This is a genomic window from Psychrobacter halotolerans (assembly GCF_039680845.1).
Lineage (GTDB): Bacteria > Pseudomonadota > Gammaproteobacteria > Pseudomonadales > Moraxellaceae > Psychrobacter.
Genome location: NZ_JBDKWD010000002.1, coordinates 428,065 through 454,722 on the forward strand (window position 1 = coordinate 428,065; position 26,658 = coordinate 454,722).

The 26,658-nt window shown below is 45.7% G+C and carries 27 protein-coding genes; 11 read left to right on the top strand and 16 right to left on the bottom strand.

From position 1 onward, the window contains the following. Positions 1 to 222: 222 nt before the first annotated feature. Positions 223 to 603: a ribosome hibernation-promoting factor, HPF/YfiA family gene (gene hpf / locus AAJP47_RS05485; RefSeq protein ID WP_346716893.1), complete on the top strand. Its 381-nt coding sequence runs from the start codon at positions 223 to 225 to the stop codon at positions 601 to 603. Positions 604 to 874: 271 nt separating this feature from the next. On the opposite strand, the gene thiS is transcribed toward hpf, so the two are convergent. The 4 genes from thiS to AAJP47_RS05505 form a co-directional block, all read right to left on the bottom strand. Then, positions 875 to 1,075, bottom strand: a complete 201-nt coding sequence (gene thiS / locus AAJP47_RS05490) for a sulfur carrier protein ThiS (RefSeq protein WP_346716894.1) — start codon at positions 1,073 to 1,075, stop codon at positions 875 to 877. Between the two features lie 187 nt (positions 1,076 to 1,262). Beyond that, positions 1,263 to 1,637: a DUF423 domain-containing protein gene (locus tag AAJP47_RS05495; protein WP_346716895.1), complete on the bottom strand. Its 375-nt coding sequence runs from the start codon at positions 1,635 to 1,637 to the stop codon at positions 1,263 to 1,265. A gap of 70 nt (positions 1,638 to 1,707) precedes the next feature. Beyond that, entirely contained in the window at positions 1,708 to 2,571 is an 864-nt protein-coding gene (gene rpoH / locus AAJP47_RS05500; protein WP_346717109.1) for an RNA polymerase sigma factor RpoH, read from the bottom strand. Between the two features lie 241 nt (positions 2,572 to 2,812). Further along, positions 2,813 to 3,268, bottom strand: a complete 456-nt coding sequence (locus AAJP47_RS05505; RefSeq protein WP_346716896.1) for a sulfurtransferase TusA family protein — start codon at positions 3,266 to 3,268, stop codon at positions 2,813 to 2,815. Positions 3,269 to 3,823: 555 nt separating this feature from the next. Between AAJP47_RS05505 and AAJP47_RS05510 the strand changes: the two genes are divergently transcribed. After that, positions 3,824 to 5,464 (top strand): M48 family metallopeptidase, encoded by a 1,641-nt coding sequence (locus tag AAJP47_RS05510; protein ID WP_346716897.1) that lies wholly within the window; start codon positions 3,824 to 3,826, stop codon positions 5,462 to 5,464. A 103-nt stretch (positions 5,465 to 5,567) separates the two neighbouring features. Here the strand turns inward: AAJP47_RS05510 and AAJP47_RS05515 are convergent, their stop codons facing one another. Together AAJP47_RS05515 and rpsU are read right to left on the bottom strand one after the other, a co-directional pair. Beyond that, positions 5,568 to 6,017, bottom strand: coding sequence for a GatB/YqeY domain-containing protein (locus tag AAJP47_RS05515; protein ID WP_346716898.1), 450 nt, complete (start codon positions 6,015 to 6,017; stop codon positions 5,568 to 5,570). A 198-nt stretch (positions 6,018 to 6,215) separates the two neighbouring features. Further along, a complete protein-coding gene (gene rpsU / locus AAJP47_RS05520) occupies positions 6,216 to 6,431 on the bottom strand; it encodes a 30S ribosomal protein S21 (protein WP_010195908.1) in 216 nt (71 codons plus the stop codon). Between the two features lie 477 nt (positions 6,432 to 6,908). On the opposite strand from rpsU, the gene AAJP47_RS05525 reads away from it, so the two are divergent. From AAJP47_RS05525 to crcB, 4 genes are all read left to right on the top strand, one after another. Then, complete coding sequence (locus AAJP47_RS05525) at positions 6,909 to 7,328, top strand: hypothetical protein (protein ID WP_346716899.1); 420 nt, start codon at positions 6,909 to 6,911, stop codon at positions 7,326 to 7,328. A 206-nt stretch (positions 7,329 to 7,534) separates the two neighbouring features. Beyond that, positions 7,535 to 8,050: a c-type cytochrome gene (locus tag AAJP47_RS05530; RefSeq protein ID WP_346716900.1), complete on the top strand. Its 516-nt coding sequence runs from the start codon at positions 7,535 to 7,537 to the stop codon at positions 8,048 to 8,050. Positions 8,051 to 8,222: 172 nt separating this feature from the next. Next, complete coding sequence (gene tsaD, locus AAJP47_RS05535; protein ID WP_346716901.1) at positions 8,223 to 9,272, top strand: tRNA (adenosine(37)-N6)-threonylcarbamoyltransferase complex transferase subunit TsaD; 1,050 nt, start codon at positions 8,223 to 8,225, stop codon at positions 9,270 to 9,272. A gap of 56 nt (positions 9,273 to 9,328) precedes the next feature. Beyond that, entirely contained in the window at positions 9,329 to 9,700 is a 372-nt protein-coding gene (gene crcB, locus AAJP47_RS05540; RefSeq protein ID WP_346716902.1) for a fluoride efflux transporter CrcB, read from the top strand. 154 nt (positions 9,701 to 9,854) lie between these two features. Here the strand turns inward: crcB and AAJP47_RS05545 are convergent, their stop codons facing one another. The 5 genes from AAJP47_RS05545 to potA all read right to left on the bottom strand — a co-directional run bounded on the left by AAJP47_RS05545 (position 9,855) and on the right by potA (position 14,427). After that, positions 9,855 to 10,319: an NUDIX hydrolase gene (locus AAJP47_RS05545; protein ID WP_346716903.1), complete on the bottom strand. Its 465-nt coding sequence runs from the start codon at positions 10,317 to 10,319 to the stop codon at positions 9,855 to 9,857. A gap of 141 nt (positions 10,320 to 10,460) precedes the next feature. Further along, complete coding sequence (locus AAJP47_RS05550; protein ID WP_346716904.1) at positions 10,461 to 11,351, bottom strand: LysR family transcriptional regulator; 891 nt, start codon at positions 11,349 to 11,351, stop codon at positions 10,461 to 10,463. Between the two features lie 123 nt (positions 11,352 to 11,474). After that, positions 11,475 to 12,293: a spermidine/putrescine ABC transporter permease PotC gene (potC, locus tag AAJP47_RS05555; protein WP_346716905.1), complete on the bottom strand. Its 819-nt coding sequence runs from the start codon at positions 12,291 to 12,293 to the stop codon at positions 11,475 to 11,477. Continuing rightward, complete coding sequence (potB, locus tag AAJP47_RS05560; RefSeq protein WP_346716906.1) at positions 12,293 to 13,171, bottom strand: spermidine/putrescine ABC transporter permease PotB; 879 nt, start codon at positions 13,169 to 13,171, stop codon at positions 12,293 to 12,295. Before potB ends, potC begins: the two co-directional genes overlap by 1 nt. Further along, positions 13,171 to 14,427 carry a spermidine/putrescine ABC transporter ATP-binding protein PotA gene (potA, locus tag AAJP47_RS05565; RefSeq protein WP_346716907.1) on the bottom strand — a complete coding sequence of 419 codons (1,257 nt, stop codon included), beginning with the start codon at positions 14,425 to 14,427 and terminating at the stop codon, positions 13,171 to 13,173. The genes potB and potA overlap by 1 nt, the downstream gene beginning before the upstream one ends. A 344-nt stretch (positions 14,428 to 14,771) precedes the next feature. Here potA and AAJP47_RS05570 point away from each other — a divergent pair, with 344 nt between their 5' ends. From AAJP47_RS05570 to AAJP47_RS05580, 3 genes are all read left to right on the top strand, one after another. Then, entirely contained in the window at positions 14,772 to 15,410 is a 639-nt protein-coding gene (locus tag AAJP47_RS05570; RefSeq protein ID WP_346716908.1) for a carbonic anhydrase, read from the top strand. A 185-nt stretch (positions 15,411 to 15,595) separates the two neighbouring features. Then, positions 15,596 to 16,171, top strand: a complete 576-nt coding sequence (gloA, locus tag AAJP47_RS05575; protein WP_346716909.1) for a lactoylglutathione lyase — start codon at positions 15,596 to 15,598, stop codon at positions 16,169 to 16,171. 114 nt (positions 16,172 to 16,285) lie between these two features. After that, positions 16,286 to 17,260, top strand: a complete 975-nt coding sequence (locus AAJP47_RS05580; protein WP_346716910.1) for a mechanosensitive ion channel family protein — start codon at positions 16,286 to 16,288, stop codon at positions 17,258 to 17,260. Positions 17,261 to 17,357: 97 nt separating this feature from the next. Here the strand turns inward: AAJP47_RS05580 and AAJP47_RS05585 are convergent, their stop codons facing one another. The 3 genes from AAJP47_RS05585 to ribA form a co-directional block, all read right to left on the bottom strand. Next, entirely contained in the window at positions 17,358 to 17,831 is a 474-nt protein-coding gene (locus AAJP47_RS05585; RefSeq protein ID WP_346716911.1) for a c-type cytochrome, read from the bottom strand. A gap of 293 nt (positions 17,832 to 18,124) precedes the next feature. Then, on the bottom strand, positions 18,125 to 19,120 hold the full coding sequence (gene hemF, locus AAJP47_RS05590; protein ID WP_346716912.1) for an oxygen-dependent coproporphyrinogen oxidase: 996 nt from the start codon (positions 19,118 to 19,120) through the stop codon (positions 18,125 to 18,127). Between the two features lie 11 nt (positions 19,121 to 19,131). Further along, the gene (gene ribA / locus AAJP47_RS05595; protein WP_346716913.1) at positions 19,132 to 19,860 is read right to left on the bottom strand and encodes a GTP cyclohydrolase II; all 729 of its coding nucleotides are present in this window, start codon (positions 19,858 to 19,860) and stop codon (positions 19,132 to 19,134) included. A gap of 563 nt (positions 19,861 to 20,423) precedes the next feature. Between ribA and dxs the strand changes: the two genes are divergently transcribed. Both dxs and AAJP47_RS05605 read left to right on the top strand, forming a co-directional pair. Beyond that, entirely contained in the window at positions 20,424 to 22,478 is a 2,055-nt protein-coding gene (gene dxs / locus AAJP47_RS05600; RefSeq protein ID WP_346716914.1) for a 1-deoxy-D-xylulose-5-phosphate synthase, read from the top strand. A gap of 525 nt (positions 22,479 to 23,003) precedes the next feature. Next, positions 23,004 to 23,831, top strand: coding sequence for an inositol monophosphatase family protein (locus AAJP47_RS05605; protein ID WP_346716915.1), 828 nt, complete (start codon positions 23,004 to 23,006; stop codon positions 23,829 to 23,831). Between the two features lie 179 nt (positions 23,832 to 24,010). Here AAJP47_RS05605 and AAJP47_RS05610 read toward each other — a convergent pair whose 3' ends face one another. Then, positions 24,011 to 25,438: a WS/DGAT/MGAT family O-acyltransferase gene (locus AAJP47_RS05610; RefSeq protein ID WP_346716916.1), complete on the bottom strand. Its 1,428-nt coding sequence runs from the start codon at positions 25,436 to 25,438 to the stop codon at positions 24,011 to 24,013. Between the two features lie 185 nt (positions 25,439 to 25,623). Further along, positions 25,624 to 26,448: a thiazole synthase gene (locus AAJP47_RS05615; RefSeq protein WP_346716917.1), complete on the bottom strand. Its 825-nt coding sequence runs from the start codon at positions 26,446 to 26,448 to the stop codon at positions 25,624 to 25,626. Positions 26,449 to 26,658: the final 210 nt, after the last annotated feature.

Below are 26,658 nucleotides of genomic sequence, written 5' to 3' on the forward strand. Positions count from 1 at the left end.
CTGTCTTGCTACTATTCAACTTTCATGACAAATTAGAGTCATACCAAGAACGAAAACCCGATCATTGGTATAGATCAATAGAGTGACGGCAAAAAAAGGATGGGTCGTCTTATGTTAAAAATGGTCGGATCGTTGTTGGTAAGGCAGGATGACATGAGCAAGTATGCTCACTCATCCGTTGATGGTAAGTAATAATATAAGTAACAATAAAAGGACGATAATATGAATGTTTCTATCAGTGGTCACCATATCAGTGTTACCGAAGCTATGGACACAGCAGTTCGTGAAAAGCTTGTAAAAGTAGAGCGACATTTTGATCAGATACAAAGTATTCAAGTCATCCTATCGCGAGATAATAGCGGCGCAAGTGATGGCGGTCAAAAGTGCCACAAAGCTGAAGCGATTTTGCGAGTCTCAGGTCAAGAGATGTTTGTCCAATCCTGCGAAGATGATATGTATAAAGCCATTAATGAGATGGCTGACAAGCTTGATAGACAAGTGCGTAAATACAAGACGCGTCAAGAGCGTAAGAAGACTCAAGGTGCCGGACGTGATAATCGCTATGAAGACCTTGATACTGCCGAAGTGGCGCCAGCGGTTTAATATTATTGCGGTTTAGTGATAGCAAGATTGGGTGAATATCGATTGGTAAAATAACAAGTATGTAAGCAATCATTTTATTCAGTTTTGACACTTCTATCAGTTACTATGAGAAAAGAAAAAAGACCTCGAACGTATAATACGTTGAGGTCTTTTTTATTGTAAATGCTGTCAGTTCTGCCTGTCTAATAACAGTTAATGACTGCATCAACCCAAAGCTATTAAACCAATACCGTCATTCAAACCAGTAGGGTATTTCAGGCTAACATAAGTATTAGCCACCGCCAACGGCTTGTACCACCTCGATATTCATACCTTCATCGATACGTAACTGAGCAAGCTCGCTCTTCGGGATAAGCTCACCGTCTACTTCAACCGCATAACGACCTTGGCTCAGCCCAAGCTCATTGATAACCAGCTGTACGGTCTGGTGGGTAGTTTGTAAGTGTTTGCCATTCACACTAATGTTACTCATAAAATTGCTCCTTAATAAGGGAATAATCCTTGTCTTCAATTGACTATTGTAAAGGTTTCATAGAGCTTGACCGATCTTTTTATTGACCCAAGGGCTCAAAGATAGAGATTTAAAGATAGTGGCTTGAAGAGCAAGACAATAAGCAAGAACAAGGCAATAAGCAATCAAATAGTACGGATCATAAGAACTAGCGAATGGAATGACCCAAACGGAAAGCCGAGAATGCCAGCCACAACCAGCCACCAATCATCAATACACCGCCAATAGGCGTTATCGCGCCAAACCAGCGCGGTGCTCCCAGCGCCATGGCATACAAACTACCCGCAAAGATGACAATGCCGATTTGCAATAGCCAAGCGGTGGTTTGAGTGGTGTATTTGAGTTGCATTAGTAAGCCAACCAGCAATAAGCCAAGCGCATGGACAAACAAATATAGGGTTGCCGTGTGCCACCATTCAAGCTGCTGAACACTGACCAGATTTTTAAGACCGTGGGCACCAAAAGCGCCCAAAGCTACGGCCACAGCCATATTGATGGCGGCGATCCCTATCCAATTTATCATGGCAACACTCATATTATCTAAAAGCAATGGGTAGCGTAAGCATTCAACACGCCCTAATGAACATCACTGGCTACTGAACGTCTTCTGGCAAAATCACACTATCGATGGTCATGGCGTCACGGATTTTATCCATGGCATTTTTTTCAATTTGGCGTACGCGCTCTGCCGAAATGGAGTAAACCGCTGCCAGTTCATGCAAGGTAGATTTTTGCTCAGAGAGCCAGCGCTGCTCAACGATATCGCGTGAGCGATCATCTAGTGTACCCATAGCAGCCAGTAGCGCGGAAGAGTTATTTTCTTCCCAATCTTCTTCTTCTAATTGCTCAGCAGGATCAATACCATCTTCTAAAAATAGCTGCGGGGCATAACGCCCATCATCGTCGTCACTCGACTGCGCTTCAAATGAGGCATCATAAGACGTCAGGCGCGACTCCATCTCTAACACTTGCTTGCGTGTGACATTTAAGTCTGCGGCAATGGCATCGGCTTCTTCTAGTGTCAGCTGATTGTTGGTCTTTTTAAGACTACGCAGGTTGAAGAACAGTTTGCGATGCGCCTTGGTGGTGGCCACTTTGACAATACGCCAGTTGCGGATGACAAACTCATGGATCTCAGCTTTAATCCAATGCACCGCAAAAGACACCAATCTGACGCCTTTATTGGGATCAAACCGTTTGACCGCTTTCATCAGTCCCAAATTGCCTTCTTGAATCAAATCCGCTTGCGGTAAGCCATAACCGGAATAACTGCGGGCAATATGAATCACAAAACGCAGATGTGACATCACCAGCAGACGCGCCGCCTCAACATCGCCTTCATCATAATAACGATGAGCCAGCTCTTGCTCTTGTACAGGCGTCAAAATTGGAATCTGATGGACCGTATTAATATAAGCACCCAAATTAACGCCAGGCGCTGACAAATGCGTGGGCATCGCAGGCACCAAATCGCGGGTACGGGTATCGCCAAGCGCATTGGCATCGTAAGGTGGTCGCTCGGCGGCCGCTTTCAATGCGGCATCGCGTGCTTCATTTTTTATAGGTGCTGCGTCATCTTTTTTACTGGTATTCGCAGCATCAGTAGAAGTATTAGCCATATTCTTGACCTTGGTTAAATAGTGACACAAATAGTCAGATAAAAATCTTTATAGTTCTAATTGTAAAGGATAGCAGCGTTTAGTTGCTATCAGTTTTGGTAATGATGAAGTGATATATTGTATCGGAATGCTGTACTGAAGAACCAGTCGCCACCTTGCGGGTAGTGACTTGGTTGACCGTCAATAATAAAGTATCTGTTGCGTCTGTTTGCTGGCTTTGGCGACAAAAAGCGGCAATATCGGCTTGCGAGTTAGCATCTGTTGCAACCACGTATAGTGACTCTTCGTTTGCTACATCGCGTAGTGCCACTTTGGTTTTTAATAGGGGCATTGGACACGCAAGTCCTCGACCGTCGATAAAACGCTTGATCATGATTGACGACTGATCTCTATCTGAGAAGTAAGTTAAATGCTCATTATCTGCAAGCAATAATGATAAAAGCGGTTCAGCCACTCGCTGCTCAGCATCTGACAAAGCTAATGACAGATTTATAGAAGAAGGTGCACTTACCATGGATGAGGAAACAGCAGCCATAAAATAAACCTTATAAATATCAATCTGTTAATGTGTTATTATTTTCTTTATTGGTCATCCGGTTTAAGATGACATTAGGCAATATCTGCTTTTGGATAGCAATTATAAAACATCGCTTAATAGGTAGTAACGGTGACATCACGACATCTCCATAACGATCTGAGTATATTGCCGCAGCTTATTATTATACCAAACCGTTAGTAGGTAATTGCAGTTGAATATTATCAACGTAATGTTTGGCTCATTAGAATTACACAGCTATGTTTCACGAAAGTGACGCGCGGCTATTGGATTGGTAGTCGGCTGCTTATGTGAATTGACCTTGTATCAGCAAGCCCGTATAGTCGAAAAGACCATGCTATTGTAGAAAATGTTATTAAAGAAAATATTGCAGAGACTGTTATTAAAAAATGGTGTTATTAAAAGGTTTTATTAAAAAGAGTGTCATTACTTAAATAGGATACGCCCTTGCCACACTATCAATCGTCATACTATCAATCGCCACGCTATAAATTGTCCCGTTACCACAGACGACCAATGCTCAATGAGGCATCTATGCATCCGCTAAATATGGACGTGACCATCAAACGCTCGTCAGTGGCGACCCCTTTTTTATCGAATGCGATTAAGTTTGGGGTTTCAGCGGCATTATTGTTCATGACCACCGCGGCAAATAGTATTGACACTATCAATACCAGTAATAACAATAGCCAAGCAGCGCCATTTTCGGATAATTCGTGGCAATCAAAAGATTTGGAATCCTTGAGTTTACCCAGCCTACGCGGGCAGGGTTTGAGTTTTGATGAGCAGTACCAAAATAAACTGCTTGGCGAATGGTCATTGCGCAGCGCCAATGCTAGCATCAAGATGGAACATGATCCTTGGATACAAGAAGTCTTAAAAGACATGACGTGGCGTCTCAATGCGCAAGCACGGCAACAAGCGCCCATGGGGTTGGTCATTATCGATAGTCCAAGTATTAATGCTTTTGCCGCGCCGGGCGGCATCATCGGCCTGAATACAGGAACGATATTGGCGGCCGATAGTATGGATGAGCTGGCAAGCGTAGTGGCGCACGAGGTCGCTCACTTGAGTCAACATCATTATGAAAACGGTGCTGATGAGCGCAAAAAAGCCTTGCTGATGCAGCTCGGTGGGATGTTGGCTGCCATTGCGGCATCAGCCGTCGATGGTGATGCCGCCGCCGCTGTAATGATGGGTAGCCAAACGGCGTCGATGAACAGCAGTATGGCGTTTAGTCGCAGCAATGAGCGCGAAGCCGATCGAGTTGGTATGCAAATCATGACGCAAGCAGGCTATGATCCAAGAGCCATGCCGCGTTTCTTTGCAACGATGAATCAACAAAGTCAGTTGAATCAAGTCGAAAATCGGTTTTTGCCAAGCTTTGTGCGCTCGCATCCGCTGAGCGCTGAGCGTTTGAGTGAGGCGCAAAGCCGCGCGCAGCATTATCCGTCCTTATCGTTGAATCAGCAGCAACGCTATCAAACGCTGTTTGATTTGCTTTATTGGCGCGTACAAAGTGCGGGCAAGCGTGCGTCGGAGACGGTATTAACGACAGCGGCTAAAAATAGCCTTGGCGCAAAGCTTGCCTTGATACACTGGTATAGCGAGCAGCAGCGCTTTGAGGATGCCACTGATCTATTGACTGAGCTGACCGCATTACCAGCGGCTCAGCGGCAAGCTTTAGAGCCGTTACTGAGCATTACCCACAGCGAGGTTTTAAGTGAACAAGGCAAGTGGTCGCAAGCCGCTGAACTTTTAGAGGCGCAGCAGCGCGTGTATCCTGAGCGTCGTGATTTGCGGCTTTATCTGGCAGAGGCGCTCACCAACAGCGATCAGCCAACACGCGCGCAAGCATTGCTCAAACCCTTGACTGAGCAGCAGCCAAGTGACCGCTATGCGTGGCAAAGTCTACAACTGGCCAATGAAAAACTTGCTAAAACCACAACCTCACCGCAGCTGGCCAGTATTGCAACCATCAATGCGCTACGTTATCGCGGTCAAGATCAGCTATGGAGTGGTCGCTACGAGCGTGCACTCACGTCTTTGACGCAAGCCAAGCAACTGGCGGAAAAAATGCAAAATACTGCGCAAGCCAGCAGCGCTCGTCCGCTTTTGGCCAACATCAATGCCGAAATCAAAGCCGTAAAAACCGCCCAAGACTTTGAGCCTTAGGCGGTTCTGTTTTGCGCTGAATATATTTTAGTCGATGGTTTTATCTTGTCTCTGATTTAATCTTTTAAGACCACTACAAAACGTGCTTTTAAATAGGGAAGGATTAACCTTGTAGTGCGTCTTTTACGAGCTTAGAGATTAGAGCCGGATCGGCACGACCAGCGGTTTTGGTCTTTAGCACACCCATCACGCTACCCATGTCACGCATAGATGTGGCGTTTTGTTCAGCAATCTCAGCGTTGACTAACGCACTAATCTCATCATCACTCATTTGTTGTGGCATAAACTCATTAATGATATCAATCTCAAACTGCTCTTTGGTCGCTAAGTCATCGCGGCCATTTTCTGTAAAAATAGTGAGTGACTCTTGACGCTGTTTTAGCTGCTTTTGTAGTACTTCTAATACTTGGGCATCATCAAGTTCTGTTTGACGATCGATCTCAATTTGTTTGACGACCGATTGCACATTGCGCAAGACTTTCACACGCTCAAGCTCACGAGCTTTCATAGCGATTTTAATCGTATCTGACAACGTCTGTTTAAGTTGGCTCACTGTTATTATCCTTATACATTGAAATTTATTTGTTAAATGCTAGTCGTAAAATTTTTACATAAAGGCCTAGCGTGACGGCCTTTAATAAATATTCTATCGGTAATAATAACAAAAATTGTAGCATAAAAAACGCCACTGATATCGATGGATAACAGTGGCGTTAGTGTAGCACTGGTACTTAACTAATCAGACTAGTAATTAGTACATACGAGTGGTACGAATAGTTTCGCGTTGTAACTTTTTCTTATAACGCTTTACAGCAGCTGCTTTTTTACGCTTACGTACTTGCGTTGGTTTTTCATAGAACTCACGCTTACGAACGTCTGATAATACACCAGCTTTTTCACAAGCACGTTTGAAACGACGGATAGCGATGTCAACTGGTTCGTTTTCTTTAACCTTAACTGCAGGCATGAAGACTCCTTGATTAGGATGAGATATAAGGGCATTAGTTTGGCTGTGTATTAGTATTTAGCCGTAATATCTCAAGATTACAGGCATCAGCTCAAACTAGGATAATCCTACGCATTGGCGTAAGGGCAGGTATTTTAATAAAAAATACCAACAAAGTCAATGATTTTAATGGATTAATCCCTATTTATCATTAAGTTGCAGGGGGTAGCGTAGAGTAATGATTATATAGTCAGCCCTAAATAAAAAGGCTACGCATACGATCATGCGATACTGGCAACCATTAAAACCAGAGCAGGGCTACTGGGATAAGCGGATTCCTAGAGTGTTTAACTTGTTTCTAGATGGCGCAATAGACAAGGGCGTAAATAAAAAACCCCTACTGTCTATAACGGTTTGATTCGAGTTTGTGCTATGATAATTTTCATAAAGTAGTGAGTATATCAACCGTTTTATAGGTCTTTTATTGAGGATGTTGCAATGAAAAAATCAGTACTAAATACGGCGCTAAGCACCGCATTTATTGTCGCACTTGGCTTTGGGATTAGTGCTTGTAGTGGTGAACCAGAAGGCGAACATGAGTCACACGAAGTCATGGCAGTAGATCGTGTGAATGAAGCGGCTGAGCTTGCTCGTGCAAACGCGCCTGAAGCTGAGCAAATGGATTTTCCAGAAACAGCGCCAATGCCAGCGGCGGAAGGTGAAGACGCGGCGGCTGTAGATGGGGCGGCAGCAACGGATGCAACGACTGATACAACAGCGGGTGGGTCAGCGACTGAGGCCGTAACCACGGGTGACGATACTTCAGCAACCGCAGCGACTGATACTACCGATGCCGGTGTGGCTGGTACGGACAGTACTGATACGGCAGCGACCGACGCGACGACGACTGCGCAATAAGTATTTGCTTGACGATAAAAATGGTCAGTCAACTGAGCTTATAATATCATTAAAAAATAAGCGCGATAACTGTAGTGACTGCTTTGTACTGTCGTAGTTTTGCACTGTCATAGCTTTGCAATGGCGTAAACCTGCATTGTCGTCAATTTGCAATATGGCAAGCAATAGGGCAAACAGTCACTATGAATATCGAGTAGAGGGGCATCATGATAAAAAAACAGCGTAACAATAAACTCACTTTATCGGCTATTGGCGTGAGCGCGTTATTGGCACTCAGCGCCTGTAGTGGCGATAATGCCGCTGAAGAATCGACTGCTGTTAATGAGTCAACTGAGACAACGGCAGTAGTAGAAGACGCGCCAGTTGCTGAGCCTGAGGTTGTGGCATCTGACGCTAGTGCTGAGGCAGAGACTACTGACACACCTGTTGTTACTGAACCAGAAGCAGCGTCCGCAGTTACCGCCGAGCCTGAGGTTTTAGCAGCGGATGCAGGCGTCAAACTGTATGAATCCAACTGCAAGGTATGCCACGAAGCAGGTTTGCTTAACGCGCCAAAATATGGTGATAAAGCGGCATGGTCGGCGCGTTTGACCAAAGATAAAGAAACGCTCTATATGCATTCAGCCAAAGGCTTTAATAAAATGCCTGCACAAGCGGTAGATGGCGTCACCGAAGCACAAGTAAAAGCGGCTGTTGATTATCTGACTGCATCAGTAAGCTGATACGGTATATATAGAGTATATCAGCCATTGAAATTTGTTAAACTGACCGTCATTGTGACTGACAATGACGGTTTTTTATGGTCGTTTTTCTTGCCACTGACATTTTAAACATAGTCGCAAACCAAAAACGCCGCAAAAAATAGCACGAAGGCAAAAGTATGAAGGCAAAAGTATGAAGGTATTGGGATTAGAGACCTCCTGTGATGAAACAGGGCTGGCAATTTTTGATAGCGAGCAGATAGATAGTGACAACCAAGGCTTGCTTGGACAAGTATTGTATTCACAAATAGAGCTGCACGCCCTTTATGGCGGTGTGGTGCCTGAGCTTGCCAGTCGTGACCATATACGTAAGCTTGTGCCTCTGCTCAATGAGCTGCTCGAGCAGTGCGCTATCGAAAAAAATGAGATCGATGCTATTGCTTATACCAAAGGGCCGGGGCTTATTGGTGCTTTGATGACAGGGGCATTATTTGGACGCAGCTTGGCTTATGGCTTGGATATCCCAGCCATTGGTGTTCATCATATGGAAGGGCATCTGTTGGCACCCCTAATGGGAGCCAATCCACCCGCATTTCCCTTTGTCTCGCTTTTGGTGTCGGGCGGTCATACGTTGCTGATTGCGGCACATGGGGTAGGGCAATACGAAATACTGGGTGAGTCGATAGATGATGCGGCAGGTGAGTGCTTTGATAAAGCGGCCAAAATGCTCAACTTACCATATCCGGGTGGCCCGAACATTGCCAAATTGGCCGAAACTGGCAACCCGAATGCCTATGATTTGCCACGTCCAATGCTCCATCGCGGTTTGGACTTTTCTTTCAGTGGCATGAAAACAGCGGTGCATAATCTTATCAAGGATACGGCAGGTTCAGGCAATGGCTCTGATAGCGATCCAAAAGTTCGAGCTGATATTGCCGCCAGTTTCCAGCATGCGGTGGTCGACACCTTGGTGAAAAAATGCGTCAAAGCCCTTAAGCAAGTAGATATGAGCCGATTGGTTATCGCAGGCGGCGTCAGTGCCAACACCCATTTGCGTGAGACATTAGAAGCCGAGCTGGCGAAAATAAATGCCACGGTTCATTACGCGCCGCCAGCTTTGTGTACGGATAATGGCGCGATGATTGCTTATGCTGGTTATGAGCGCTTGCAAGCTGGGCAGTCTGATGATTTGGCAGTTAGCTGTGTGCCGCGTTGGCCGATGACTGAGCTGCCAGCGGTATAAAGACTGCTTTATTTTGTGTTGTGCCTATTAACGTTTGTCAATATTAGGAATGGTCTATGCAATGGCTTGCCATTGGTTTAGGAGCCGCGTTTGGGGCTTGCTTGCGAGCATGGCTTGGGCGTTTTAATCCGCATCACAGCTGGATTCCTTTAGGCACGCTCGGCGCCAATATCTTGGGCGGACTGCTGATAGGACTGGCACTGGTATGGTTTGAGCGTATGGGGAGTGGCCTGTCTCCCAACGTCAGACTGTTCGTGGTCACAGGTTTTTTAGGTGGACTGACGACGTTTAGTACCTTTAGTGCGGAGACTTTTACACTCATTAATGATGGTCGTTTACTATCGGGTTTGATATTAATCGGTCTACACGTTGGACTGACATTATTAGCAACCGCCATTGGCTTTTACTGCTTTAAGTGCGTACTTTGAGCTTTTATCGATATCTCCTGCTTAATTGGCGGTCTGATTTAAGTAGTTACCGAAATACAGTCTATTTTAAGGGGCTATTAATAGGTTTGAAATGAGTTTAAAAGGCAAAATGACTGGTTCCGCTGGGGTATAGGATATCGAATATTCTTACTTTTTAGAGTAACTCAGCTGCTTGTAATGCTATCTCTTTAACATCTAAGCTAAGGGCTAAATCTGTATTGATCAAATCTTCAATATCGAAAAATCTAGCTTCTAGGGCGTCATCACCTGCTAGAGGATCACCAGAAAACCAAATACAAAGTACGGCTACAAGAACAAAATGGTGACGAAGCTTACCACTACTATCAAAATCAAACGCGTCTATAGCGTTAAATGTTTTGAAGGCATTTGATACAATGCTTGTCTCTTCATAAAGTTCACGAACAGCAGCATCTGTAACAGTTTCCCCACGTTCAATTTTACCACCAGGAAAACCCCATCGACCTGCATCGGGTGGGTTAGCACGGCGTACTAAAAGCACCTTTCCATCTTTAAAAAGTACTCCAATGGTAGCTACTATTGGACGTAGGCTCTGCGGCTCGTATTGTATTATAGGTTCATTATTTAATTTACTAGACATAAAAACTCAATTGAGAATAGGACATAGATTATAGCTGAGTATTCAAGCCCTCACTAGGGAACCATCTTTTTCCCCCAACGTCCATAACATAAGAAAGCAAACGATATTTTATAACAAAAAAATGTAATAAGCAGTGGAGTATTAAAGCGGCTTGACGATCCCGTCCAATAAATTGGCAAACCCTTGCATATAAGCCATCTCCTGACTGGCGGTACGAGTCGCCGCATATAACTGACAACGTACACCGCTCCCCAATGGGCGCGAGACGACCCAGCCTTTTCTCTCATATTCCGCCACCACCCAATCGGGTAGGGCTGCCACACCGCGCTCACTGGCGACCAATTGTATGAGCATTGCTGTCAGCTCGGTCGTACGAATACTATCGAAGCTTACGTGTGCTGGCGTCATAAAGTTGGCAATAATATCAAGACGCTTCGCTTCTACTGGATAAGCAATCAAGGTCTCATTCGTCAAATCTTCTGGGTCAATGACAGTCTTTGCCGCCAAATCATGGGTGGGCGAGAGCACCAAACGGCTTTCGTACTCAAACAATGCCTGATAGCTGATCCCTTCTATGGGCAAATCACTGGTGGTAATCAGCAGATCAATATCCCCTTCCATCAATAAATGATGCGGTTCAGGCTCGAATCCGGTAGCAAAGTCCAGCTCCACATCTGACCATTCGCGGCGATACTGATTGAGTATCGGCATGAGCCAATCAAAGCAACTGTGACACTCAGAGGCGAGGCGCAGTCTGCCTGCTTGCCCATGAGCCAGACGCTTTAGATTGGCTTTCGTACGAGTCACTTGCGGCATGATGCTGTCCGCCAATGCCAATACCGTTTTGCCCGCTGGCGTAAAAGTAAGCGGCCGCGTGCGGCGATTCACCAAGCTTATGTCGTAATAATTCTCCAGCTCTTTTAGCTGATGAGAGACTGCGGAAGCGGTGACATGTAACTCATCGGCTGCGGCAGCCAGTGAGCCATGCGCGCGCAGCGCCGTTAACGTATTCAGATGACGAAGCTCAAGCATAATATAACCTAACGGTAGAAATGAGAAAAATTCATTATAATCGATACAGTAATGATTTTCACTCAAACTGCGTCATTAACATACAAATGTTTGCGGTAATTTGTCAACGTGGCGACGTGTCGATTAACGACGACGTAACAAGAGCTGCGAGATGATGACCAGTATTAAGGAGGCAACCAGTAGCAATGTACCGATGGCATTGACCTCGGGTTTGAGACCGACTCTTACCATAGAGTAAATACGTAGCGGCAAAATCTCATAGCTTGGGCCTGTGACAAAGGTCGATACCACCACGTCATCTAACGATAAGGTAAAGGCGAGCAACCAACCTGCCATGACCGCTGGCAAGATCACAGGAATCAGTACTGTACGCACCATCGTTGATTCGCTGGCACCCAAGTCGCGTGCCGCTTCCATCAAACGCTCATCCAAACTGCTCAAACGGGCAAAAACAGTGATGACCACGAAAGGCAGGCAAAAGGTTATATGCGCTAAGAGCAACGAGATAAAACCCAGTTGTAAACCAATCAGCAAAAACAGCGCCAACAATGAGATGGCAAGCACAATCTCAGGGGACATCATCAGCACAAAGAGCAGCCCATTCAGCAAGCCTTTACCACGAAAGTTATAGCGATGCAGAGCAAGCGCAGTCAGCGTACCGATTAAAGTGGAAACCGTTGCCGCGACCAATCCGAGCACAATGGAATGCCAAAACGCATCGAGCATGGCTTGATTATTAAAGAGAGATTCGTACCACTTTAGGCTAAAGCCGCCCCAGTTGTAGCCAATTTTTGACTGGTTGAATGACATCACTACCAAGACGATGATAGGTAGATATAACAGAGTATAAATAAGCCCAAGATAGCCTTTGGCTACGATGCTACCCATCTTAATAGAAGGTTTGTTTTTAATGGTTGCATGAGTGAGTGAGCGATTGGACATTAGGCCACCTCATTGAAGTCAGTCTTGCCAATACGGCGACTACTGGCGCGGTAAGCCAATAATAGCACCGCCATCGCCACGGTCAATAATACGCTGGCGGCTGCCCCAAACGGCCAATCGCGCGCATCCAAAAACTGATTCTTAATAATATTTCCCACCAATAAATTGCGTGATCCACCCAAAATATCCGCCACATAGAACATGCCCATGGCTGGTAATAACACCAATAGCACGCCTGATATGATACCCGGTGTGGTCAAAGGCAGTACCACATGCCAAAACGTCTGCGTTTTCGACGCGCCCAAATCTTGTGACGCAAGCAGCATGTCATTGCGCAAATCGGTAAAAACAGCGTATAGCGGCAATACCATAAAAGGGAATAACAAATACGTAAGGCCAGCAATTACCGCGCCTTGTGTGTATAAAATATCAATAGGCGTGTCGATGACGCCGATTGCTAATAGTGCCTTATTAATCAGCCCATTATTGGCAAACAGCAACTTGAGAGCATAAGTCCGTACTAAGGAATTGGTCCAAAATGGCAGGATCAATAGCATCATCAGCAGTGGCTGCCAGCGCACTTTCACCTTAGAGACCAGCCAAGCAAAAGGATAGCCCAGTAATAAGCAAATCACGGTGGTGATGCTGGCCATCCATAAGGAATGCACGAACACCTCAAAGTAAAGCGGGTCTATCATGCGTACATAGCTATCAATGCTAACGGGCAAACTGATAAACGAGCCGCTATCACGGGTCAAAAAGCTGACCGCGATGACCAAGATATTGGGCAGTAGCGCAAATATCAGCAGCCAACCCCAAATCAGCCAAAGGGTTGCGGTACGAAAAGCACTCTTATTGCCTAAGCTGTTACGCGCCATTAGCTGTCATCCTTTAGGTCAGGCGAGTGTTGCTCTAAGCCGTGTTCTAAAGCCTCAGAGTCGTCCGGCAGTACCCATTCCCAGCCATCTACCCAAGAGACTTTTACGCCCTCATTTAACTTATAATCAAAGCTTGGATCGTCCTCATCAAAGAACTCGGACGCTTTAATAATGTGACCGTTTGCAAGCTCAATGATGGAATCTAATGTGCTGCCTTTATAGTTACTTTCGATAACGCGGCCCAGTAGCCCCGTATGATTGGAATCTTTTGGATCGTAAATCCGTAAATCTTCCGGACGGAGCAATAGGTTGACCATATCGCCCACCTGTACGTCGCTGGCAAAATTAGGACGGCGCAGATTACGTAAGGTGGTTGGGCCTTCTTGTGCTTGTGCCTCACAGACTTCGACCTCGATGCGTCCGTTGGTCACTTTGCCATCACGATCTGGCTGGTCTGGATAAACGCCTTTAACTTCAGCTCTAAATAAATTGGTCTCACCAATAAACTTGGCGGTAAATAAGTTGGCAGGGGTTTCATAAATCTCAATGGGTGTGCCAATCTGTTGAAACCTGCCGTCTTTCATCACCGCAATACGGTCTGACATCGACAGCGCTTCTTCTTGATCGTGGGTCACAAAAACAAAGGTAATGCCAAGCTCGCGTTGTAGACGTTTTAACTCAGATTGCATTTGTAAGCGCAGTTTGTGATCGAGGGCCGAGAGTGGCTCATCGAGCAGGAGTAATTTGGGACGATTGATCACCGCGCGTGCAATCGCCACACGTTGCTGCTGGCCACCTGATAGGTCTTGCGGCTTACGATTGGCCAAATGCTCTAGCTGTACCATGGCCAGCATCTCGCGCACGCGGGTCTGAATTTCATCTTTAGGGACTTTTTTGAGCTTAAGTCCATACGCCACGTTTTGGGCAACGGTCATGTGCGGAAACAATGCATACTGCTGAAAGACTGTATTGACGGGACGCTTATCGGCGGATAATCCTGCCATCTGACTACCATCTAAATAGATGGCCCCAGCGTTTGGTTGCTCAAAACCTGCAATCAAGCGCAGTAAAGTTGTCTTACCGCAGCCCGATGGTCCAAGCAACGTCAAAAACTCGCCGTGCCTGATATCAAGGTTGATATCGGTTAAGACTTCGGTTTGCTCATAGATTTTTTTGAGACCAGTCAGCTGCAATAATACAGGATTTGTATCGGAGGACGCAGGAGCTTTATGCGTGTTCAAAGTTGCGTTGGTCATGGCATTGGTTCCTCAGCAGCGGCTATGCTGTGCAGTGGTAAAAATAGATCGCTGTCATACAGGTGAGTGGTATGGGCATATGCGTGGTCGTCTGGTTGCTGCGTATTATAACAAACCGCGAATATAAATCAGTGCAAGTTCGTTAAAGTTCTGCGATCCACTTATATAACGACATTAAAATGAATCTTTTTGTCATTTTTTGACGCTTGTTGCTATACAATCACTTTGTGGCTGAATGATGTGAGAGGCAAGCTTGCGCTATCAAGGCTTGCAAACCATTTAGTCAATACCTATTGGTAAGTTGAAAACCATAATTTTAATCGTTAGAGAATAAAGGATTTTTTATGCCTAACAGTGCACGTCCAACCACCGGTCAAGAAGCGCTAGCTCTGCTAAAAGAAGGTAACGCGCGCTATGTGGACAGCTTAACCAATGCTGATCCGCTCATGCAAAAACGCCCCGAGTTGGTCAGTAAACAAGACCCACTGGCTATTATTTTGGGCTGCTCGGATGCGCGCGTCCCCGTTGAGATTGTATTTGATCAAGGGTTGGGTGATTTGTTCGTCATTCGGGTCGCAGGCAATGTGGTTGCGCCATCGCAGATTGGCTCGGTTGAGTTTGCCGCCGAAACCTTCGGCACCAAGCTGGTGGTCGTGCTTGGACATTCTCATTGCGGCGCGGTCACAGCGTGCGTTGAGACGCTAATCAACCCTGAGCAAAACTACTCGCCCAATTTACAGTCGATCGTTGACCGTATCCGTCCGAGTGTCTATAACTTGCACGAATTGGCGACCGCCAACGGTCAAGACGTCGATGCTGATGAGTTGGTCGATCGCGCTATCCGCGCCAATGTGCGTATGTCGGTGAGCCAGCTTAAACATGGGTCGCGCGCGTTAGAGGACTTAACCAACAGCGGTCAATTACTTGTCGTCGGGGCAGAGTATGATTTAGAGACAGGAATAGTAAGATTCCTAGATAGCTAATTCTGACAGCTAGTTTGAGGTTAATTTATTTTATCAAATGCGGTTTATTTAGTACTTTTTCTTACAAAACCTCCTCAATCTTTTAGCATTTTTTTATTATGATGAGGAGGTCTAGCGAGGCACCATCGCCGTTACTCGCTTGTTTTTCACTTTTATATTCTGTAAACCATGGGACAACTTTTACTATGTCTACTTCAAATACCGACTCAACCACCGATAACACAGCCCACATCGTCCAGCCTGCCAGCAGCATCAAGGCAGAAGGGGTTCAAGCCATCTCTACTCAAACGACTGGTTTTACCTTCAATCACACCATGCTACGCGTAAAAGACCCGGCCAAATCATTGGCATTTTATACAGGTGTGCTGGGTATGACTTTGCTGGCGCGCAAAAAATTCCCTGATATGGGATTTGATTTGTACTTTTTGGCTAAGCTCACTGAAAGCGAGCGCGACAATTTACCGACGGGCGATGACTTAGAAATCTTTGCCTTTCGTCAGCGCGGCATTTTAGAATTGACGCATAACTATGGCACCGAAACAAAAGCGGACTTTAGTTATCATGACGGCAATCAAGAGCCACAAGGCTTTGGTCATATTTGCTTTAGCGTACCAAATTTAGAAGAAGCAGTCGCTTGGTTTGATCAAAACAACGTCGAATTCAAAAAACGTCCAGAAGAAGGCAAGATGAAAGGCATTGCCTTTATTAAAGACGTCGATGGCTACTGGATTGAAATTGTACAAGCTGAGCTGATGAGTTAGTTTTAGAGGTCAGACAAGTAAGCCAAATAAGCAAGTCAGACTGATTTGTATGAGCAAACTCAGTCAATGGAATAGATAGCAACGAAACCAATTAATCAAGGGAGCGACACCAAGATGCCGACATCTGAGGCAGACACGACAGTAAATGCAGCGACAACTGCCGAAACGATGCCAATGGAGGCGTTGACATACCAAAGCATTATTGATTCGGCCAATGAAATAGTCGTCGGCTTCATGGAGCGCATTCCCTATTTTGTGGCGGCGCTCATTGTTATCCTGATTTTTTGGTTTTTGTCTATCGTCTTCAAAAAAGTGGTGTATAAACTTTTGGGGAGCCGTATTCGGCATCAGAATTTGGTTAAGGTGTTCCAGCGCGTTGGCGGCTCATTGATTTTATTCATTGGGTTTATGATAGCCATGGTGATCGCCTTACCAGGATTTACGCCGGCTAAGCTGATTGGAGCGCTCGGTATTGGTTCGGTCGCTATTGGTTTTGCTTTTAAGGATATTTTTCAAAACCTATTGTCCGGTATTTTGCTGCTCATCTCAGAGCCGTTTCGTATCGGTGATCAGATTGTCTCAGGGGATTATGAGGGCACGGTTGAGGACATCAAAATCCGCGCCACGACCATTCGGACTTATGATGGTCGGCAAGTGGTGATTCCAAACTCTGATTTGTATACTTCTGCTTTAACAGTTAATACTGCGTATAAGCAGCGCCGTTTGCAAGTGGCCGTTGGGATTGGTTATGAAGATGATATTGAAGCGGCGAAAGCTGAAATTATACAAGCATTAAATAAAGCCGATACGGTCTCAAAACAAGCCGAACCAAGCGTGATTGCCACCGGTTTTGGTGACTCAACGATTGATTTGATGGTGCGCTGGTTTATTGAAGATGGCACTCAAGCCAACAAAGTCGCCTCGATCCATCAAGTTATTGTAGAAATTAAGACGGCGCTGGATGGGGCAGGTGTGAATATTCCATTCCCAATCAGAACCATTGATTTGAGCGATCCGTCAGTGACCGCCATTGTCAATAAAATCAATGAGCAGCAAGCTGTTGATACTAAGAAGGCAACGGTTGAGTAGCTTTGCTTATTCGAGTTTTTAAACCTTTACTCAGACACCAAAAAAAACCGCCCCATCAAATGATGCGGCGGTTTTTTATATCATATCATCAACACTATTAATTGTTTTTGACTCTAAACTCTGTGTGACAGGATTTGCAGCTTTCACCTACTTGACCAAAGGCAGGTGCCACATCAGCGGCGCTGGTTGCTGTTTGTGCCGCCGCATTTAATTCAGCCGTGACTTTTTGAAAGTTGTCAGCCTCGCTACTAAAACCATCAGCATTTGACCAAACGGCTTCAGTGGCATTACCAGCGGCGTCTTGGTTTGCAAAATGACTCCACGGCGTGGCGGCGTCATCCGCCAAAAAAGCCGCTTGCTCTTTGAACACCGCTGCATCAAACATGTCAGGTGTTTTGATCATATCGCCCATGACACCCACAGCATCACCCCAGCTTTTCATACTGTCTTGACGGGTTTTTACATCAGTATCGGTTGCTGGACTGCTACAGGCAGATAGCGTCAAAGCCGCTGCCATCAAACTGATGCCAAAGACCGACTTCAATGATTTTTGGGTACGAACCTGTGCCATAAAAATTACTCCTTTAACGATGGCTAATAATAGGCTGGCTTGCAAATGCTAGCCTGATATTAAAATATTATTATGAATAGAATTACTGCCGCATCCTTTAGAAGGACTGTCACTTCTAAAGTGCTTTTTCAAAGAATAATGGGTATTGTAACCGTTATTGAAGCAACAATAGTTAAGATAGTTGTTATAGCATCGTAATAGGGGCATAACCAACTATATGTGCTATTAAGCGCATAAAAATAAAGCCAGCTAACATAGCTGACTTTATCAATAATGTTTAAAGCATCAACGTGTTAAAGCGCCAGCCAATCACGCGGCTTTAGATAATAATCAGTCAACTCAAATTCAGGCGTTCCTTCGGCTGGTTCTAAGCGATAATGCCAGCTGGCAAGCGGTGGCATACTGACCAAGATAGATTCAATTCGTCCATTGCTTTGCAGACCAAATAACGTACCGCGATCGTAGACAAGATTGTACTCCACATAGCGTCCGCGACGATAAAGTTGAAACGCCCGCTGCTCTTCGGTATAAGGCGTGTCTTTACGTGCCTCAAAAATTGGCAAGATGCCCTCAAGGTAGCCGTTGCCGACGGCTTTCATAAAGTCAAAGCAGGTTGCAAAGTCCCAGCCGCGGCTCTCTATATTGACATCATCGTAGAATAAACCGCCGATACCGCGCTGCTCATCACGGTGACGCAAGTGAAAATACTCATCGCACCACTGTTTGAAATCAGGATAGACAGTATCACCAAAAGGGGCGCACAGATCATGGCAGACTTGATGCCAATGCACACAATCGCTAAGCACCGGATAAAACGGCGTCAAATCAAAACCGCCACCAAACCACCAAATAGGATCTTCGCCCGCCGCTTCAGCCACAAAAAGGCGTACATTGGCATGGCTGGTTGGAACGTTTGGATTGGTGGGATGAACCACCAAAGAGACGCCCATGGCCTGAGCTTTTCGACCAGCGATATCGGGGTGACGTGCTGTTGCTGAGGCAGGCAAGTTATGAACGTGAATATGACTGAACATCACGCCTGCTTTTTCAATCACTGTGCCATTCGCCAACACGTTTGATCGACCACCGCCGCCTTCAGGGCGCTCCCAGTCATCAGGAACAAAGGTTGCATCGCCACCGCCCGCGCGTTCTTGCGCTTCTAACGCTTGGCAGATACGCGCTTGCAAATCGACTAAAAATTCACGCACACGCATGATATCAAGATGGGTCGGGGTCACTGCTGAGTCCGCGGTGGAGTTTTGGGTATCGTCTATCTTTGGAATATTCATAAAATATCCGTTTATTTATTGAGGTGTATGGCGGTATTGAAGTCTTTATCCAGTAAGTGTCCCATGCGATCACGTTTGGTCGCTAGATATTCAGCATTCATATCATTCACGCCGACCACTAATGGCACGCGTTCGATGACGTCAATACCGTGCTCTGTCAAATACGCAACTTTATCTGGATTGTTGGTGATGAGTCGGACGGCCTGAACGCCAACGTGCGCAAGCATCGGCCCGCACATATCATAGATGCGCGCGTCAGCAGGTAAGCCTAACATGAGATTGGCGTCCAACGTATCATGGCCTTGGTCTTGAAGGGCGTAAGCGCGAATCTTATTGGTAAGCCCAATACCGCGACCTTCTTGACGCAAATACAAAATCGCCCCGCATCCCGTCTCTTGAATTGCCTGCATTGCGGTATTGAGCTGCGGGCCACAGTCACATTTTAAAGAGCTGAAGGCGTCGCCCGTTAGGCACTCAGAATGAATACGAATCAACGGAATCGGCCGCTTTGCTAGTGCCTCATCGTTTTGATTTGATGCCGCATCTTTATGAGACAAGCTACTAGACAAGCTATTAGGCAAGTGATGAGACAAGGCAACATCGTCTGTATTTTGATCGACCGCCGACAAACCGACGGTCAGCATGACATGCTCTTGACCCTCATCGTTTTCAAAGATGTGAATATCAAACTCGCCATGACGAGTGGGTAGTTTGGCACTGGTGATAAATTGATATGACATTAATGTCCTACATAAGCCGATAATTGTGTCGGTAGCAGATGGGTTATAACCACATTAAACAGCGATGTGATCCTAGACACATTATTTTTTAGATACGTTAGAGTGAACAGTATAACCTGTTCGTAGAGGCCACGGGTTCATTGTCGTTATGATAAAAACACACAAAGTTCACAAACGGCGCACGATGATTAAAGCGACAATTAAAAAAAAATGCTATTATGCCATACTATTTTGACGGATACAGTGACAAGTCTTTGTCCTTACATTACTATGTCGTCACTAAACTATGTCGTCACTAACATCCGATATTGATGCCAAAGAATAAGGCATAATATCAACCCCCGGCATTGAAGCGTTATAGCTATGATCTATCGCTGTCCGTGGTGACAGTGCATTTGTTTTTATAAACATCTCAGCTAGCAGCCACAGGCATCTATAAAGTTGCCTAAATAATTATATGGTCAATTACATCAATAATGGTGTAGATATTATTGACGTCGCTTGGTTAGCGTCATGCGCTAAGACAACGTCTTGTCAGCAGATTGGTAGGTATCGTACGGTTTATGCAGCAGTCACCTTCTTCCCCACAGTCTCATTCCGTATCTGAGTCAGCCATTGATTCTGCTGCCCAGCTGTCGAATTTACAGCAAACTTATACGGTGATACCGCGCGTGCGTCCTCAGACGCCACTGCTTGATGGTATCGCCAGCCCCTCTGATCTTAATGGTTTAACGACCACGCAACTGATGACGTTGGCTGATGAGCTGCGTCTTTTTTTGTTGTATTCGGCGGGACAAAGTGGCGGCCATTTTGGCGCCAATCTAGGCGTGGTTGAATTGACCATTGCCTTACATTATTTGTTAGAAGCACCCGCTGATCAAATCGTTTGGGACGTGGGCCATCAGGCTTATGCTCACAAGGTATTGACGGGTCGCCGTGATCAGATCGGCACTATCCGCTCAAAAGATGGTCTGACTGCTTTTCCTGAGCGTGCAGAATCTGAATACGATACTTTCGGTGTCGGGCATTCTTCTACCTCTATTTCGGCAGGGTTGGGCATGAGCCTAGCGCTACGTTATCAAGGACGCACGCAAACCGTTGCTTGTATTATTGGTGATGGCGCGATGACTGGTGGCATGGCGTTTGAAGCCATGAATGATGCAGTACAGCAAAATGCCGATCTTTTGGTGATTTTAAACGACAACGACATGTCGATTTCGTGTTCTATTGGCGGTTTTTCACGCCATTTGGCCACGCTTTGGGAATCAGGCTATCAGGTTGATATCTCTGATACAGGCGCGCCTATTTTATGTCGCCGCCCTGATATGCAAACGTTTGATCGCCGTAAACGTCACAAAGAGATGCGTGATGTTCCTCAGCTAGAAGACAATTTATTTAAGGCCATTGGGTTTACTTATTTTGGCCCTTTTGATGGTCACGATATTCCTGAACTGTTGCGGGTTTTATCAATTGCCAAGCAGTTAAAAGGGCCCGTTTTGGTCCACATTTATACGACCAAAGGCAAAGGCTTTGCACCCGCCGAATTGGATCCGGTTGGCTATCATGCAATCAGTAAATTGCCTGAAGAGATGCAAAGCGATAGCAATCAAAGCGCTGCTAAAAAAACAGCCACCGATAAAAAACCTGCTCTAAAATACTCCCAGGTGTTTGGACAGTTTTTGTGCGACAAAGCGAATACAGACGATAAACTGCTTGCCATCACGCCTGCTATGGAAGAAGGCTCAGGAATGATCGACTTTGCGCGTCAGTTTCCAGAGCGTTTTTTTGATGTGGCCATTGCAGAGCAACATGCGGTCACACTAGCGGCTGGTATGGCAACGCAAGGGGTTAAGCCTATTGTGGCGATTTACTCGACGTTCTTGCAGCGTGGTTACGATCAGCTGATTCACGATGTGGCGTTACAGAATCTAGATGTGATGTTTGCCATTGACCGCGCAGGGTTGGTCGGCGAAGATGGCGCCACTCATGCAGGCGTGTTTGACTTTGCGTTCTTACGCTGCGTGCCCAACATGTTGATTGCCGCGCCAAAAAATGAGAACGAGTGCTACCATTTGCTCAATACCTGCTATGAGTACGAAGGTTGTACGGCGGTACGTTATCCGCGCGGCGCGGGCACTGGCGCTGTCATTGAGCAGCCCGCTCAGACATATAATATAGGTGAGGCAGTGGTAGAGTCTGTGCTTGGCAGCGATGCGGCACCCAAAAAACTGGCACTATTGGCCTTTGGCACCATGGTTGCAACTGCTCAGCAGGCAGCCGAAAGCCTTATCACTGAGCGCGAATGGGACTGTCAGGTGCAGGTGGTCAATATGCGCTGGGTGAAGCCTTTAGATTCGGCACTATTAGAGACACTCTTGACGCAAGGCATCACTCATATTGCAACGTTAGAAGAGCATATGATTATGGGCGGCGCGGGTAGTGCGGTGAACGAATACTTGCTCAACGAGTCGGTGGCCTTTCAGCACAGTCGCCCCGCGATTTGCAATATAGGCATTCCTGATCGTTTTATCGCTCATGGATCACAAGTGGAGCAATGGGCTGATAGTGGTTTAGACGTTGATGGCGTCACCGCGCAGCTAAAAAAGCTGCTGTCGTAAATAACATAAGATTTGCCACGCTCATTATTATTATTGAGCATGGGTTTTAATAAATAAAAGCTCGATCCGCTATAAAATAAATACAGAGCGACTAAGATAAATTTGCTGCAGCCTCCGTCTGTAATGGCGCCGCAAGCAAGAAGAATTTATCTTCATCACACGTTATCATGTTTGTGCATTTGTATTTACTGTATTTAGAACGGATGATAGAGCAAACGCCTACTAGCCGTAGGTGCTGACTTTTTTACAACTTACGTAGTGCGATGACCATCAACATATGGTTGGTTTAACCATCATTGGTTTGATGCGCGTCATGGTTTTTTCGTTTTTGTCGAACAATTTTAGTATAATGCGATTGTCATTTTAAGAAGAACGTTTTAAAAGGTACGTTTTTTAAATCGCATAAATACAGTGTGTGTTAGGTACAGTGTTTAGGTACGGTGTGATGCGGCGGCTGATTGGCATGTTGTGGGCACAGAGTTGGTCTTATTATTTTTATTCATTCCTCAAACAAATAGGTTATTTATGGAACCCATGGTCGTCATCGCAGCGCGTACTGCTGAAAAAGTTGGTAAAGAGATTTTATATGCTCATCAAAACCGTCACAAAATCGAGTTAGATATTGAATCTAAAGGTCTTGATGGTTTGGTTACGCGTATTGATCGCTTTAGCGAAGAGCTAACTATTGAGACGCTAAAAGCCAGCTACCCAAACCATTCATTTTTGGGTGAAGAGTTTGGTATGCAAGAAGGCCGCGGTGAAGATGCGGACTGGTGCTGGATTATCGATCCGCTAGATGGCACCAAAAACTTCGTTCATGGCGTGCCGCAATTTTGTGTGTCGATCGCGGTGCAGCACAAAGGGGTAACGCAACACGGCGTTATCTATGATCCAGTTCGTGATGAGATGTTCTCTGCCAGCCGCGGTAAAGGCGCGCGTCTAAATCAGCGCCGCATCAATGTAAGCGAACGCAAAACGCTCGATGGTGGTCTATTTACCACGGGTCATCCGCTTGAGCGTAAGCGCAACGGTGAAGTGATTTCTTATGCTAAAGAGCATTTTGAAAGCTTACAAAAGATATCTGAAGCAGGCGGTCAAGTGCGCCGTTTGGGTTCAGCAGCGCTAGACTTATGCTACGTGGCGGCTGGTCGTTTTGACGGTTATTTTGAGATGTCTATCAAGCCTTGGGATATCGCAGCGGGTGAGCTTATCGTGACCGAAGCCCGCGGTGTGGTGGTCGATCACACAGGCGCTCACAACTCTATGACCTCAGGCTCTATCTTTGCTTGTAATGTCAAACTGCTCAAACCTTTGATGCAAATCGTTGTGCCTTCATGGGGCGATGCGCTATAAGCCGCTTAAAATAAAATCGTTACGTTAATAAGCGTGTGCGACTGATATCAATTTTTCTTGCGTGCGGCTGATACAGAGGCGACGCAAAATTTATACCAGTCACATGGTGTTTTTTATCTGAATCGTTAGATTAGCAAGCGCTGTTATCAAAAAATGATAGGTGTAAAAAGCTGGTTCCGTTATGGAGCCAGCTTTTTTGTTGAGTGGTCAAATTTGTCTTCAACTGTGATGCCTTGAAGCGCCAGCTCTTTACTGACAGTTTCTAACAGCGTCAACTCTTTGTCTATCAGCGTCAGCATGTCTTGCACATGCGGTAAGGTTTTGCTGCAAGCGGTGATACAAAACTCAATCTTGTCCAAATAACTGGCAAAGGTAATGTTCATGGCTTGGCCGTTGAATACGATCGAGGCAGGATATAAAGACTGCAAGCGCGCACCGTTCCAATACAACGGCTTTTCAGAGCCAGGAACGTTAGAGATAATAAGGTTAAAAGCTTGTTTTTTAGGAAACAAGCTCGTTGCCAAATTGATCCCTTCCCACGCATAAGCAATGATGCTGTAGTTGATGACTTGCGCCTGATTCATGCGGCGGAATCGACGTTTGCCGTTGTTCATACTGCGATGAATCAGCTTAATCCTTTGCAATGGATTGTCCAGATGAGTACCCAAATTGGCCAAAACAAATGACAGCTGGTTGCCTGCGATACTCTGATCGGTACGCAGCGACATTGGCACAAAAGCAATTAAGGGTTTGCTTGGTAGCGCACCCATCGAGATTAGGTATTGACGAATAGCGCCTGAACATACGGCCAGTACCACATCGTTTTTGCTGATGTTTAATCTGTCGGCAATATCGTAAAAGCGTTGTATATTATACGACTGGGCAGCTATGCGCCGTGAGGCTGAAATACGCGTGTTCAAAATGCTCATGGGCGCATCAAACGTACCCACGTAGCCATCATCGCCATAATTTTTAAAATTGTCTAATAGTTCTGTGAAGACGGGTTTGATGGTCGATATCTGCTCTTTGAGAATGTGTCTGACAGACTTTTGAACAGGAAGCATGGCGTTGACTTGATTACGATGACGCGTCATCAGTGACCATACCGGCAGCGTGACCGGCTCAGTTGATGACTGTGACAGCGATTTTTGTACCAAACGCATGGCCGCGATGCCATCGACCAAAGAGTGATGAATCTTAAAATATAAGGCAAAACGCTCAGGACTGTGCTCAGTTTCTGGTTGAATGCCTTCAATGATGTGACATTCCCACAATGGCATCGCGCGATCTAACAGACGCCCGTGTTCTCTTGAGATATACATCAACAGCTCACGGACGCGGGCAGGACTTGGCAGTGCGACGTGATGAAAGTGATGCTCAACATCAAAATTCTTGTCTTTTTTCCAAAATAATAAGTGCTCTAACACCTGATTAAAAGGAAAGCTTGGCGGCACATCCGAGTCTTGCATTTGCTTGACCAATTGATAGACAAAATCGCTGTCCGCCGCCTCAGGCAATTCAAATAAAAACAAGCCGCCCACATGCATGGGCTGTTTACGCGACTCAAGAAATAAGAACAACTGATCGACTGCTGTGAGAAGTCGCATAATAAATCCTTTTACAATGATAAATTGAACAAGAAAACGTCATTCATCGCCATTCACTCATCGCTATTCATTACTCAATTATCAAATGGTTATTAAAAAGAGACGCTTGATATAAATCCGCGCAGTCTCTTTTTTTTATTGTTATGGTATAACCGGGTTTTTATGAACAGAGATTGGATACAAATTTATTGAAAAAAGTACCCTGTCTGCGGTGAGCTTGCTGTCGCCATCTTGCGCATCGGCATACGACCTGCCAAAAACGCAGCACGACCTGCCCAGATCGCATGCTTCATCGCGTGTGCCATCATTACAGGGTTTTGGGCGTTGGCAATGGCTGAATTCATCAAGACACCATCACAACCAAGCTCCATCGCCATCGCTGCATCAGAAGCTGTACCCACACCAGCATCGACCAATACAGGTACTTTGGCGTTTTCAATAATGAGGCTTAAGGTGTGGCGATTGAGCAGACCGAGACCTGAACCAATCAAGCTCCCCAGTGGCATGATTGCCACACAGCCCATGCTTTCTAGCTCTTGGGCGACAATCGGGTCATCCGATGTATAAACCATGACTTCAAAACCATCGTCTATCAATACTTTGGCCGCTTTTAACGTTTCGGTCACGTTAGGATAAAGGGTTTTTTCATCTCCCAATACTTCGAGTTTTACTAGATTATGGCCGCCCAATAGCTCGCGTGCCAGTTTGCAGGTACGAATCGCCGTTTCTGCATCAAAACAACCTGCTGTGTTGGGCAATATGGTGTATTTGTCAGGAGAGATGACATCGAGCAGATTGGGCTCATCACTATTTTGACCAATATTGGTACGACGAATGGCGACGGTTACAATTTCCGCGGCTGATGCAGCAATGGCGTTCCCAGTCTCAGTCATATCCTTATACTTGCCAGTTCCTACTAATAGCCTAGAGGAAAAGGTGCGACTACCGACAGTAAATGTATCTTGTAAAAGTGGTGCCGGGTTGGTAGTGGTGCTAATATTCTCTGACATAACGGAACATCCTAATAGCGAGCAAAATGAAAGACAAGCGACAATAAATTGTCTTAATGGTATAAAACGAGCATCATCGATAATAGTAACGCACTGTCAGTAAAATAAACAATCGCGTGTTGGTCTCACGCTTTGTTGTTCTGGCACTGCTACCATAAATCTTATGGAAAATGACAGACAAGCCACACTCTCCACATAAAATACGACGCG